General features: G+C 68.1%; 10 protein-coding genes. 5 read left to right on the top strand and 5 right to left on the bottom strand.

Annotation, left to right across the window (positions count from 1 at the left end; translation table 11 throughout):
* Positions 1-346 precede the first annotated feature (346 nt).
* The 5 genes from U1T56_RS13450 (at position 347) to U1T56_RS13430 (ending at position 6,210) form a co-directional block, all read left to right on the top strand.
* The gene (locus U1T56_RS13450) at positions 347-1,630 is read left to right on the top strand and encodes an aromatic ring-hydroxylating oxygenase subunit alpha (RefSeq protein ID WP_418159999.1); all 1,284 of its coding nucleotides are present in this window, start codon (positions 347-349) and stop codon (positions 1,628-1,630) included.
* A gap of 56 nt (positions 1,631-1,686) precedes the next feature.
* Positions 1,687-2,991, top strand: coding sequence for a quaternary amine ABC transporter ATP-binding protein (locus U1T56_RS13445; protein WP_418159998.1), 1,305 nt, complete (start codon positions 1,687-1,689; stop codon positions 2,989-2,991).
* Positions 2,928-3,770 (top strand): ABC transporter permease, encoded by an 843-nt coding sequence (locus tag U1T56_RS13440; RefSeq protein ID WP_418159997.1) that lies wholly within the window; start codon positions 2,928-2,930, stop codon positions 3,768-3,770. Before U1T56_RS13445 ends, U1T56_RS13440 begins: the two co-directional genes overlap by 64 nt.
* A gap of 48 nt (positions 3,771-3,818) precedes the next feature.
* The gene (locus U1T56_RS13435; protein WP_418159996.1) at positions 3,819-4,673 is read left to right on the top strand and encodes a glycine betaine ABC transporter substrate-binding protein; all 855 of its coding nucleotides are present in this window, start codon (positions 3,819-3,821) and stop codon (positions 4,671-4,673) included.
* Positions 4,674-4,956: 283 nt separating this feature from the next.
* Complete coding sequence (locus U1T56_RS13430; protein WP_418159995.1) at positions 4,957-6,210, top strand: phenylacetate--CoA ligase family protein; 1,254 nt, start codon at positions 4,957-4,959, stop codon at positions 6,208-6,210.
* A gap of 104 nt (positions 6,211-6,314) precedes the next feature.
* On the opposite strand, the gene U1T56_RS13425 is transcribed toward U1T56_RS13430, so the two are convergent.
* The 5 genes from U1T56_RS13425 to U1T56_RS13405 all read right to left on the bottom strand — a co-directional run bounded on the left by U1T56_RS13425 (position 6,315) and on the right by U1T56_RS13405 (position 12,528).
* Positions 6,315-6,953: an outer membrane protein gene (locus U1T56_RS13425; protein WP_418159994.1), complete on the bottom strand. Its 639-nt coding sequence runs from the start codon at positions 6,951-6,953 to the stop codon at positions 6,315-6,317.
* An 88-nt stretch (positions 6,954-7,041) separates the two neighbouring features.
* The gene (locus tag U1T56_RS13420; protein WP_418159993.1) at positions 7,042-8,007 is read right to left on the bottom strand and encodes an alpha/beta hydrolase fold domain-containing protein; all 966 of its coding nucleotides are present in this window, start codon (positions 8,005-8,007) and stop codon (positions 7,042-7,044) included.
* A 13-nt stretch (positions 8,008-8,020) separates the two neighbouring features.
* Positions 8,021-9,610, bottom strand: coding sequence for an ABC transporter substrate-binding protein (locus U1T56_RS13415; protein WP_418159992.1), 1,590 nt, complete (start codon positions 9,608-9,610; stop codon positions 8,021-8,023).
* A gap of 48 nt (positions 9,611-9,658) precedes the next feature.
* Positions 9,659-10,492, bottom strand: a complete 834-nt coding sequence (locus U1T56_RS13410) for an alkaline phosphatase family protein (protein WP_418159991.1) — start codon at positions 10,490-10,492, stop codon at positions 9,659-9,661.
* A gap of 23 nt (positions 10,493-10,515) precedes the next feature.
* Complete coding sequence (locus tag U1T56_RS13405; protein WP_418159990.1) at positions 10,516-12,528, bottom strand: CocE/NonD family hydrolase; 2,013 nt, start codon at positions 12,526-12,528, stop codon at positions 10,516-10,518.

Genomic DNA, 12,528 nt, shown 5'->3' with positions numbered 1-12,528 from the left:
CACGCATATAGACGTCCATTATACGCAAATACCCCGATCACGAATGCATAGTCTGCCCCCGAGCGGCCGGGGCCGTCGATCCGAAGCAACAGTCGTCATCGGCCTTCCCCCAATCCGGTGCAATCTGCTTCACGGATGGCATCCGGCGCTCCACGGGCAATGGACATCCCAACGTCGATTGTCGCCCGACATCGATGGTTGATGTCGATGATTGCGAAGACAGGCAGGCGATAACGTCATCTCTTTATCTCGTCGGCTGACCTCTTCATCCAATGCTCGTGAAGGTCTTCCCGAGTGCGGGTCGCCTTCGACCGGCACCGGCCACCTGCCCCTTGGGAGCGTGCCGATGCTCGACGTCAGCCTGCCGGACATTCGCGATCTCGTGCGCCGCCGCCGTCCCGGCTACAGCCTGGAAGCACCCTTCTACACGAGTCAGGCGGTCTTCGATCTCGACCTCGAGGCGATCTTCGATCGGCACTGGATCTTCGTGGGCGTCGAGCCGGACGTGCCGGAGCCCGGCGACTATGTCACCGTGGGGATCGGCCGCCAGTCGATCGTCATCGTCCGCGACGACGACAACGAGGTGCGCGCCTTCCACAATCTCTGCCGGCACCGCGGCGCCCGGCTCCTGCACGAGGAGCGTGGCTCGGTCGGCAACATCGTCTGCCGCTATCATCACTGGGCCTACGACCTGACCGGTGCTTTGCTCCACGCCGAGCACATGGGCGAGAGCTTCGATCGGTCCTGCCACGGGCTCGTCCCGGTCCATCTCCGGAACCTCGAAGGGCTCCTGTTCGTCTGCCTCGCCGACGAGCCGCCCGCCGACTTCGACGCCATGGCCGCGACCATGGCGCCCTTTATCGCTCCCCACGATCTGCGGCACTGCAAGGTCGCGCACAGGATGGACCTGATCGAGGAGGGCAACTGGAAGCTCACGATGGAGAACAATCGTGAGTGCTACCATTGCAGCAACCACCCCGAGCTCGGCCTCTCCTTCTTTCCGCCGAGCTTCGGCTTCGATCCTGCGGATATCAGCCCCGAGCAGGCAGCCGAGATCGCTGCCTACGAAGCGGCCAAGGAGAGCTTCCGTGCCCGCTGGGCGGCCTGCGGCCTGCCCGTGGGCCCGATCGAGGACCTCGTGACCCGGCCGACCGGGTTCCGCACCGAGCGCCTCGTGCTGTCGGGGGCCGGCGAATCGCAGACCATGAGCACGAAGATCGCGTGCCGGAAGCTTCTGGGCTCGTTCACCGAGCCCAAGCTGGGCGGGCTCCATTTCTGGACGCAGCCCAATAGCTGGCATCACTTCATGAGCGACCACACGGTCCACTTCTCCGCCATCCCGCTCTCGCCCGAACGCACGCTGGTACGGACCTGGTGGCTCGTGCACCGGGACGCGGTGGAGGGTGTCGACTACGACCTCGAGCGGCTCACCGAGGTCTGGATCGCGACCAACGCGCAGGACGGTGAGCTCGTCGGCTACACCCAGGCGGGCGTGCGCTCCAAGGCCTATCGGCCGGGCCCGTACTCCCCCTTCACCGAGAGTCTGGTCGACGCCTTCACCACTTGGTACGTGCGCCGGCTGTCGGCGCATCTCGGCATCGCGGACGAGCCGGGGTGCCGCGCAGCGTGACCGATCGCCGGCAGAACCGTCGAGGAATCGATGAACCTCAGGGAGGAAACGCAGGCATGAGCGGCGAGCGTCGGCAGCGGATCAAGGTCGAGGGCGTCACCAAGCTGTTCGGCAACGTGACCCAGGCCGTGCTCGACCGTCTCGACCGCGGCGAGCCGCGCGAGGCCATCAACCGCGCCACGGGCTGCGTGCTGGGTCTGCGCGACGTCAGCTTCGACGTGGCCGAGGGCGAGATCCTGGTCGTCATGGGTCTCTCCGGCAGCGGCAAGTCCACCATGCTGCGCTGCCTCAACCGCCTGATCGAGCCGACCCGCGGCCGCGTGCTCGTGGATGGCGTCGACGTCACCACGCTGAAGCCGGTCGAGCTGCGCGCGTTCCGCCGCAAGACCTTCGGCATGGTGTTCCAGCATTTCGCGCTGTTCCCGCACCGCACCATCCAGGAGAACGTCGAGTTCGGCCTCGAGATCCAGGGTGTGGAGCCCATCAAGCGCCGCGACCGGGCCATGCAGGCGATCCAGCAGGTGGGCCTGAAGGGCTGGGAGAAGGCCCTGCCCTCGCAGCTCTCCGGCGGCATGCGCCAGCGCGCGGGCCTCGCCCGAGCACTCGCGACCGACGCTCCCATCCTCCTCATGGACGAGGCCTTCTCCGCGCTCGATCCCCTGATCCGGCGCGAGATGCAAAAGGAGCTCGTCCAGCTCCAGAACCAGCTCAGGAAAACGATCGTCTTCGTGAGCCACGATCTCGACGAGGCCATTGCCCTGGGTGGCCGGATCGTCCTCATGAAGGACGGCGAGATCGTCCAGATCGGCACGGCCGAGGAGATCCTCGCGGCCCCTGCCAACGACTACGTCGCCGACTTCGTCGAGCACATCAACGTCCTCTCCGTGCTCACCGCCGGGCGCATCGCCGAGTCCGCGCCTCCGACCTTCCGGGAGGGCTTGCGGATCGCCGATCTGCCGGCACGGCTTCCTGCGGCCGCAGCCGAGACGCTGTGCGTCGTCGACGAGGCCGGGCGCCTGGTCGGGACGGTGGCGGGCGACCTTCTGGACGCGGTCGTGCACCCGGACCGCACGACGCTGGGCGACCTCGCTGTCCGCAACGGGCCGGTCGTGCGCGGCGATGCATCCCTGCAGGCCGCGCTGACGGTACTGGCGGGATGTCGCGAGCCCGTGCCGGTCGTCGACGACAACCGTGTCCTTCTCGGTGTGCTCACCGCCAGGGCCGTGGTCGCCGCCCTGGCCCATCAGCAAACGCCGCCCGGCGCGGATGCCGGTGCGGCCGATCGGAAAGAGGCCGCATGGACTGGACCGTTCCCAAGTTCCCTCTCGCCGAGATCTGCGACCGCGCCCTCGCGTGGCTGACCGTCGAGATCTCCGGGGTGACCCGGGGTCTCAGCCATGTGGTGGCAGGCGGGATCGAAGCTTCCACCAGCTTCCTGACCAACGTGCCGCCCTGGGCGACGATCGCGGTGCTGACACTGCTCGCCTGGCGGCTCGCCAGCCGGCAGGTGGCGCTCCTGACCGCCCTGGGCCTGGGCTTCCTGTGGAATCTCGAGCTGTGGGATGCGACCGTGCAGTCGGTCGTGCTGGTCGCGGTCTCGACCCTGCTGGCGCTGCTGATCGGCATCCCGATCGGTGTCATGGCGGCCTTGAGCCCGCGCTTGTGGAAGGTGCTGCGGCCCTTCCTCGACATGATGCAGACCATGCCGTCCTTCGTGTACCTGATCCCGGCGATCCCGTTCTTCGGCCTGGGCGCCGTCTCGGCCTGCTTCGCCACGATCGTGTTCGCGATGCCGCCCACGATCCGGCTCACGGCCTTGGGCATCCTGCAGGTGTCGGGCGAGCTGGTCGAGGCCGCGGACGCGTTCGGGGCGAGTCCCTGGCAGAAGCTGGCCAAGGTTCAGCTCCCGCTGGCAGCGCCCACGATCATGGCCGGCATCAACCAGACCATCATGCTGGCGCTGTCGATGGTGGTGATCGCCGCCATGATCGGCGCGGGCGGGCTCGGTGGCGAGGTCTGGCGCGCGATCCAGCGGCTGGAGGCGGGCCAGGGCTTCGAGGCCGGCATCGCCATCGTGATCCTCGCGATCATCCTCGATCGCATCACCCACAACATGTCGCGCCGGCTGCAGGCGGAGTAGGCGCGGCCTCCCCCCTTCCCCTCGCACACGGTAGATCAAGGAGTCTGCATGCTCTCCAAGCTGATGAAGATGGCAGCGGTGGCGCTGCTCGCGACCGGGCTCGCGACCGCTCAGGCCGATGCCGCCTCCAAGGGCAAGATCAAGCTCGCCTATGTCGAGTGGTCCGACACCGTGGTCGCGACCAACCTCGTCAAGGCGGTGCTCGAGGATGCCGGCTACGAGGTGACCACGACCCCGCTGGCGGCGGCTGCCATGTGGCAGGCGGTGGCGACCGGCGAGGCCGATGCCATGGTGGCGGGCTGGCTGCCGGCAACCCACGGCGCCTACTATGCCAAGCTCAAGGACAGCGTGGTCGATCTCGGCCCTAATGCCGAAGGGGCCAAGATCGGCTGGGTGGTGCCGGCCGATTCGCCGCTGAACTCGATCGAGGATCTGAAAACCAAGGGGGACATCGTCGGCAACAAGGTGATCGGCATCGATCCCGGTGCGGGCCTGATGCGCGCCTCCGACAAGGCGCTCAAGGACTACGGCCTCAAGAAGATCAAGCTGATCGAGGGCAGCGACGCCACCATGGTGGGCGCCTTGAAGGACGCGATCGCCCGCAAGGAGCAGATCGTCGTCACCGGCTGGACGCCGCACTGGATGTTCGCGAAGTTCAACCTGAAATACCTGGCCGACCCCAAAGGCACCTTCGGCGGCGAGGAGGCCGTGCACACGATCGTGCGCAAGGGCCTCGACAAGGACATGCCCGAGGCCTACGCGATCCTCGACAAGTTCAAGATCTCGCTCGAGGACGAGCAGGCGATGATGGTGGAGAACGAGGAGCCCGGCGCCAACCCGGCCGAGACCGCGAAGCGCTGGATCGCCGCCAACCCCGAGAAGGTTGCAGCCTGGCGCCCCTGAGCGCGGTCTGCCGACCTTCTCCATGACCGGGCCGGCGTGCGGCAGCGCGCCGGCCTTTTCTTTGCCTCCGTTTCCTGTGCGGCCGATGATGCAGGATGCCGGCGGCCGGCAGTACCTCACTGCGCCGGGCGGATCTTCGCTTCTCCTGGCTTGACCCCCGGACAGGCTAAACGTAGAGCGCCGAGATGGGACGACGACGATGTGAGCCCCGCATGAACCGACGAGCCTTGCCCGAGATGCATCGCAGGACCGAGAGCCGCGCCATGGCGCGAGGGGCCGCCTGATGCAACCCTTGCGCATGCTTCAGGCCTATCGCTCGCTCCTGGCCTCGCAATGGCTCGACCGCGACCGGCTGCGAGCACTGCAGGAGGAGAAGCTGCGTCGGCTGATCCCGCATGCTTATGCCACCGTGCCCCATTATCGCCGTCTGTTCGACGAAGCCGGCATCGATCCGAGCCGGATCCGCACGCTCGAGGACCTGACGCGCGTGCCGATCACGGCCAAGCCCGACCTGCAGACCGCGGAGCCGGGCACGATCGTCAGCAGCGCCTATCGCCTCGAGGAACTCACGGCCGCGCGCACCACGGGTTCCACCGGGCGCCCGATGACGACCTATTACGACGCGCGTTTCCTGCAAATCCGCAACGCCCTGTTCCTGCGCGCGCTGACGGTGGCGGGCTACCGGCTCGGCCGGCACCGGATGATGCTGATCACGGACGAGCGCGCGAAGCGCTCGCGGCCGCTCCTGCGCTGGCGCTACGTCTCGGACGAGGAGACACCGGAGCGGATGCTGGCCGAGTTCCGCGCGTTCCGCCCGCACGTGCTCTACGGCCTCGTGACGCCGCTCCGGCAGATGGTGCTGGCGGCACGCGCCGAAGGAGCCACGCTGCCGCGGCTCGATGCCGTGATCACCACCGCCGAATCGCTCGATCCGGGCACGCGACGCCTCCTGGGCGAGGCGTTCCAGGCGCCGGTGTTCGACATCTACGGGCTCACCGAGATGGGACCGATGGCGTGGGAGTGCCCGCACCATGCCGGCTATCACCTGAGCGAGGACACGGCCGTGATCGAGCTCGTGCCGACCGGGCACGGCGACAGCCACAGCCTCGTGATCACGAACCTCGAGCTCTACGGCATGCCGCTGATCCGCTACCGCACCGGCGACCTGGCCCGGCGCGGCCCCGAAGGGCGCTGTGCTTGCGGCCGGCGTCTCGCACGGCTCGAGGCGGTGGAAGGCCGGGCCGTCGATGCCGTGCGCTTACGCGACGGTCAGACCGTCTCGCCCTATCGCATCACGGTATCACTCGGCCGGATACCCGGCTTCCAGCGCTATCAGGTGATCCAGCACGACCTCTCCACCTTCACCGTGCGCTTCGAGAGCCCGCCGGAGCGCGAGGCGGAGGTGGCGCGCGACATCCGCACGGTGCTGGCCTCGATCGTGGGCAGCGATGCGGTGATCGAGCCCAGGCGCGAGCCCAGCCTGGACCCGCCACCCGGTCGCAAGTTCCGCACGGTCGAGTGCCGGCTGCCTGCTTAGGGCGCTGCGGCGCCTCACGCGCCTGCTCGGCGGCCGGAGGTTGATCACCTGGCCCACGTGGACGACGAGGTCGTCGGGAAGCGCGTTGCGGTCCTGCTGCGACGTCAGAACGTATAACGCAGACCGAGGAGCACCTCGTGCGAGACCACGTCGTCGACATCGACGTCGCCGATGTCGATACCCGCTAGGTCGGCCGAGAAGTCGGTGCCGGCGAGGCGGAGATAGCGGTAGCTGGCACTCAGCGCCACGCTCGGGGTGATGTCCCAGGTGAGGCCGGCCGAGAGGTTCCAGGCGAAGGCACCGGCCTCGTCGTCGACCTCGAGCGGGGAATCGTTGCCGGTATCCACCTCCACATAGGCCGCACCGACGCCGCCGCCCACGAACGGATGCACCGGCAGGCCGAGGTCGGGATCGATGAACAGATTGACGAGGCCCACGACCGAGGTGGCCTCACCGTCGCCACCGCTCCTCAGGCCCTCGGCGTGGACCTTGTCCACGTCGTACTTGCGATACGAGCCGTTGAGCTCGAGGCGGGCATACGTGAATCGATAGCCGATGGCGCCACCGAAGACGGGCGCCTCCTCGAGGTCGATGTCGCCGTCGATCCCGCCGACGCCGGCATCAACCGATTCCGGGAACGAGTAGCCGACCTGGCCCTCGACATAGACCCCGGTGTTCACCTCGGCCCAGGCCGGGGCGGAAAGCAGCAGGACGACGGCCGCAGCCGGAAGGACGTATCTCAACAACCGCTCCTCGCACAGATCCGCGTCGCCATCGGCCGACGGACGAGGCAACCGAGATCGACGTGCATAGGTTAGCTCCGGCGCACGGTCAATCCGGCGGCAGCGCAGCAGCCGTCGTAAGCCGTGTGCGCACGAACGCGGCTCCTCGGCACAAGGCATCCGTCGCTTTCGGCACCATGCGGCTCAGATGCAGGAAGCCATGGAGCACGCCGTCATAGGCCGCGAACTCCACGGGCACCCCCGCCGCCTGCAGCATCACGGCGAGTGCCATCGTGTCGTCGTGCAGGGGATCGAGCGTCACGGCGACGAGAAAGGCCGGCGGCAGCCCGTGCATGTCGCCGGAAAGGAGGTCGTAATAGGGATCGCGCGCGTCCTCCGCCGTGCGCAGGAAAGCCTCGCGATAAAAGCGCAAGCTCTCCTCGTCGAGCCCGTCGATCTCGCCGCCCCAGAGCCGGCGCGAGGGTGAATCCGCAAGGCCGAAGGCGCCGTAATAGAGGAGAAGCGCCCCGGGCAGCGGCCGGCTCCGGTCGCGGCGGCGCATGGCGAGCGCCAGCGAGAGATGGGCACCGGCCGAATCGCCGGCGAGCGCGAAACGCTCCGTGCCCACGACCTCCGGCAGCCGGTCGAGGACCGCATCGACCTGATCGAGCTGGGTCGGGAACTTGTGCTCGGGTGCCAGCGCGTAATCGACGCCCAGGACGGCGAGCCCGGCATGGGCGGCGAGCAGGCGCATGATCCGGTCGTGCGTGTCGAGCGAGCCCACGACCCAGCCGCCGCCGTGGAGATAAACCAGCACGGGCCCGCCCGCTACCGCTGCCTCGGGGCAATAGCGGCGAAGCGGCGTGACGAGGCCCGCGGCCTTGATGGCGCCATTCTCGACCGAGGCGAGCTCGACCGGCACCTCGTTCCAGTAGCGCCGCTCGTAAGCATAGGCCGCGCGCATGGCGGTGATCGGGTCCGCAGGCAGCATCTGGGGCGGCAGGCTGTGGGCAGCGCTCGCCTCCAGCGCCGCCGCCATCTCGGGATCGAGCCGCCCGCGGACGTCGAGCTTCATGCACGCCGCCTCCTCAGGCCGTGAGCCAGACCCTGATTCCGGCGAAGCCGTTCGACAGCTCGCCGGCCGGGTCCTTGACGAAGCCCTGCACCTTCGCGCTGCGGGCGTCGATATAGTCGTTGAACATCGGCAGGATCAGCCCGCCATCGTCGCGCACCATGAGGGCGAGCTGCCGGTACATGTCCTTGCGCTTGCCCTTGTCGAGCTCGCCTCTCGCCTGGACCAGGAGCCGGTCGAACGCGGGCCGGAACCACTTGGTGTCGTTCCAGTCGGCGGTCGAGACGTAAGCCGTCGCATACATCTGGTCCTGGGTCGGACGTCCGCCCCAGTACGAGGTACAGAAGGGCTGCCTGTTCCAGACCTCGGACCAGTAGCCGTCGCCGGGCTCGCGTTTGATCTCGACCGGGATGCCGGCCTTGGCGCAGGCCTGCTGGAAGAGGACGGCGGCATCGTTGGCGCCGGGAAAGGCCACGTCCGAGGTGCGGAGCAGGATCGGACCCGAGTGGCCGGACTTCTGATAGTGATGCCTGGCCTGATCGGGATCGTAGGGGCGCTGCGGGATGTCGTCGGGGAAGAGCTCGTAGGCCTCGTTGATCGGAAAATCGTTGCCGATCTTGCCGTAGCCGCGCAGGACCTGCTTCAGCATGGTCTCGCGATCCATGGCGAGCTTCATGGCGAGCCGGAGGTCGGGGTTCGAGAACGGTTCCTTGTCGCAGTGCATCAGGAAGACGTAATGACCTTTCCCCGAGACGTTCTCGATCGCGACATTGGGGCTGCGCTTCAGGAGGTCCACCGTCTTGGGGTCCACCCGGTTGATGAGATGAACCTGGCCCGACATCAGCGCCGAGGTGCGGGCGGTGAGATCGTTGATGACCAGGAGCTCGATCGAATCGACGTGGCCCACATTCTCGCGCCAGTGATCCTTCACCCGGCTCGCGAGATAGCGCACGCCGTGCTGCGCGGTCTCGACCTTGTAAGGACCGGTGCCGATGCCGGCATCGGGCTTGTCGATGCCGCCGTTCGGCTGGATGATCAGGTGATAGTCGCTCAAGAGCAGCGGCAGGTCGACATTGGCCTCCTTGAGCCGGATCACGACCTCCTCGCCCGAGGCCTCGATCCGCTCGATACCGCGCATCATGCCCAAGGCGCCGGATTTGGCCTTCTCGCCGCTGTGGCGGACGAGTGTCGCCACCACGTCGTCCACGGTCATCGCCCGGCCGTCGTGAAAGGCGACCCCCTTCCTGATCCTGAACCGCCAGGTCCTGGCGTCGTCCGAGGACGACCAGGATTCGGCCAGCACCGGCACGGCCGAGCCATCGACGGGCGAGGTCTCGGTCAGCGTCTCGCCCCAGTAGCGGCCGAAGGTGTAGGGCACTTGGGAGGAGAAAGTGGCAGGGTCGAGACTGTCGGTGGCGGCCCCGCCTACCATGCCGATCTTGAGCTGCCCGCCTTTCTGCGGCCCGGCCGCTGCAGCCGCCCGGCTGAGGAGCGACATCGCCGCCGGAGCAGCGATGCCGAGCGCCGCGGCCCGGCCCATGAAGTCGCGCCGGCTCAAGTGTCCCAGAATCGCTCGGCGTGCCAGATCATCGAGCTCGTTCGTCATGTTCTCACCGCCCGTTTTTATCGTGATCGTCGGCCATCGTTGCCTTCCTCACACCGGCAGCGGCGGCTCCCGCATGCTGCGCGGGATCGGCAGGCCCAGCAAGCTCAGGAGAGTGGGCGCCGCCCGGAGCTGATTCTCGATTCCGGGCGCGATGCCGGGCTCGGGATGGCCGATATCGTACCAAGGAACGAGCGTCTCGGCGTCGCTCGGGCCGCCATGCCAGCCATCGTCGGTCTGGCCGTGGTCAGCGGTGACGATCACCCGGTAGCCCAGCGCCTGCCACAGCGGGACGTTCTGCGCCAGCTCGTTGTCGATCACGGCGCATTGCTGCCGGTACTCCGCCGATGTGGCGCCGAAGGCGTGACCGATCGCATCGACCGTGCAGCTATGGACCAGGAGATAGTCGGGCGCGTGCTTCTTCAGCACGATGCCAGCCTGGGTCAGGAGATCGCCGTCGCCGGGATAGGCGATGTTGAAGCGGGTCTTGCCGCGCTCGGAATGGAACCGGCCGATCGGAATCGGGCGCGCGGGGTCCTCGTACTCGAGATCGCGCAAGGGATCGTAGCGTTCGCCGTTGTAGAGCACCGAGAAGTAGTAGTGCGCGCAGGCCGCCGTCTTGAGCCCGTGCTCTCTTGCGATGCCGAAGACGTTGGGCGAGCGCGAGGGAGCGAGGAGCTCGTTGCTGGTGAAGCCGTGCTCGACCGGTGGCAGCCCGGTGTGCAGGGTCTCGTAGAGCGGGAGCGAGATGCTGGGCAGAGCCGCCCGCAGCGTGAAGCGCCGCGCCTTGCCGCCGGCGACGAGCCCTTCCAGGAAGCCGCAGACCGAGAGCGCCGTGTCGTGACGCATCCCGTCCACGATGACGAACACCACCTTCTCCGGCATCCCGCTTCCCCTGCTCGCCGTTCTCAGATCATCACCCGCGGAATCCTGGCCTCGTGGTCGCGCGCATGGATCAGCCGCTCGCCCTCGTAGGCCTCGATCCGTGCCCTGACGAGAAAGCTCGTCTCGTCGCAGCTCAGGCTCGAGAAGGTCTCCGTCCGCACCGACCACCCGTCGCGCTCGAGCGTCTCGGTCCAGTGGATCTCGGCCCTGGCCGAGAGCGGATCGCCGTCGCGGATCGTCCAGGTCTCGCGCGCGATCTCGCCGGTGACGAGGCCGTGGCCGAGATCCTTCACGAGGCCGAAGTCGTCGTCGACGACGAGCCGGGTCTCGCCGGTGCCGAGATCGCGCTCGACCCGCCGGTCGTGGCTGGGTGGCCGGATCTGCTCCACCGCCCGCGGCGGGGCGGCCTCGGGTCCGGCGAACACGACCTCGGGCTCGCTCCCGGGCGCTTTTCGCACCGGCAGCTCGAGGTGCGAGGTACCGGCCGTGACGGTGAGCGTCACGGGCTCGGGCGAAGGCCAGAGGAGCGGCCAGTAGGTCGAGGAGATCGCGACCCGCAGCCGATGGCCCGCCGGCAGCTCGTAGGCGATGTGGTCGAGCTCGACCCGTACCCGGTAGCGTCGACCGGGCTCGAGCGGGCTCGGCCGCTCGCGGCTCTCCCGCTGGCAGAGATTGAGGACACCGTAGGTGATCCGGGCCGAGGTTCCGTCCGGGAAGACGTCGCACAGGCGCACGACGACGAACGCCACCCGCCGGTCGGCCGCGATCTCGAGCTCGACGACGGGTGCGCCCACGATGGCAACCGATTCCTGGAGCGGGCGGCTGTCGAAGCACAAGGAGCCGCCGTCGTCGGCACGCTGGTCGAGCGGCAGCTCCGGACCGGTCCAGATGGCGCAGAACTCGCCGCCGGTCAGACCCAGATCCTGCGGCGAGCAGACCGCGCGCGGCACGAGCGCGCCGGGCTTTCGGCAGAGACCATCGTCGTTGAGCCAGAGCCGCTGCAGCGACACGTTGGGCGACGGCCAGGCCGGCTCGCCGATCCAGCGTCCCTGCCGGAACGCGAGCTCGGCCTGCGGCAGCTCGCTCGCCATGAGATAGATGCGGTAGGCCGGGTCGCGCTCCACACCGGTGTCGCTTCCTTTCAGCCAGCGATCCCACCAGCGCAGCATCTCCTGCAGGAAGCCGATTCGCGGCCCCGGCACGGCAAAGTGCGGGTATTTGTGGATCCAGGGGCCGACGATCCCCTTCACCGGTACGCGCAGGTGCTGGACGAGCTGCGGCACGGCGTTCTTGTAGGAATCGTTCCAGCCGCCGACGGCGAGCGTCGCCGCCTGGATCGCGCCGTAGTCCTCGCACACCGAGCCGTGGCGCCAGTAGGCGTCGCGGGTCTGATGGCGGAGCCAGGTGTCGATCAGGACGGGCTCGTTCTCGAGGCGGTGCAGCCACATCTCGCGCCAGCGCTCGCCGACGAGGAGAGGATCGGGCGGCCGCGAGGAATAGGCCAGCATGGTGGCGGCCCAGCCCAGGTTCTCGCCCAGGAGGCAGCCACCCTTGTAATGAATGTCGTCGGCGTAGCGGTCGACGGTCGAACAGACGGTGACGATCGCCTTCAAGGCCGGTGGCCGGCGTGCCGCCACCTGGAGCGCGTTGAAGCCGCCCCAGGAGATCCCCATCATGCCGACGGCCCCGCTGCACCAGGGTTGGGCCGCGAGCCAGGCGATGACCTGAAGGGCGTCGTCCTGCTCCTGCGGCAGGTACTCGTCCTCCATGAGCCCGTCGCTCTCGCCGTTGCCGCGCATGTCGACACGGACACAGGCATAGCCGTGGCCGGCGAGATAAGGGTGGGTGAGCGCATCGCGCGCCGCCGTCCCGTCGCGCTTGCGGTAGGGGAGATATTCCAGGATCGCCGGCACCGGGCTCGTCTCGGCATCCTCGGGCAGCCAGATCCGGGCGGCGAGGCGGCAGCCGTCGCTCAGCTCGATCCAGACGTTCTCGAGCTCGCGGACGGAGCGGGGAAACTTCTCGACGGTGCGCAT

It is taken from the genome of Benzoatithermus flavus (assembly GCF_037908215.1).
GTDB lineage: Bacteria > Pseudomonadota > Alphaproteobacteria > Geminicoccales > Geminicoccaceae > Benzoatithermus > Benzoatithermus flavus.
This window is presented reverse-complemented; position numbering and strand designations above follow the sequence as displayed.

Excerpts from the sequence above, each read along its gene's own strand:
- U1T56_RS13415 (WP_418159992.1), bottom strand. The coding sequence starts at position 9,610 with ATGACGAACGAGCTCGATGATCTGGCACGCCGAGCGATTCTGGGACAC.
- U1T56_RS13450 (WP_418159999.1), top strand. The coding sequence starts at position 347 with ATGCTCGACGTCAGCCTGCCGGACATTCGCGATCTCGTGCGCCGCCGC.
- U1T56_RS13440 (WP_418159997.1), top strand. The coding sequence starts at position 2,928 with ATGGACTGGACCGTTCCCAAGTTCCCTCTCGCCGAGATCTGCGACCGC.
- U1T56_RS13405 (WP_418159990.1), bottom strand. The coding sequence starts at position 12,528 with ATGCGCACCGTCGAGAAGTTTCCCCGCTCCGTCCGCGAGCTCGAGAAC.
- U1T56_RS13420 (WP_418159993.1), bottom strand. The coding sequence starts at position 8,007 with ATGAAGCTCGACGTCCGCGGGCGGCTCGATCCCGAGATGGCGGCGGCG.
- U1T56_RS13430 (WP_418159995.1), top strand. The coding sequence starts at position 4,957 with ATGCAACCCTTGCGCATGCTTCAGGCCTATCGCTCGCTCCTGGCCTCG.
- U1T56_RS13410 (WP_418159991.1), bottom strand. The coding sequence starts at position 10,492 with ATGCCGGAGAAGGTGGTGTTCGTCATCGTGGACGGGATGCGTCACGAC.
- U1T56_RS13445 (WP_418159998.1), top strand. The coding sequence starts at position 1,687 with ATGAGCGGCGAGCGTCGGCAGCGGATCAAGGTCGAGGGCGTCACCAAG.
- U1T56_RS13435 (WP_418159996.1), top strand. The coding sequence starts at position 3,819 with ATGCTCTCCAAGCTGATGAAGATGGCAGCGGTGGCGCTGCTCGCGACC.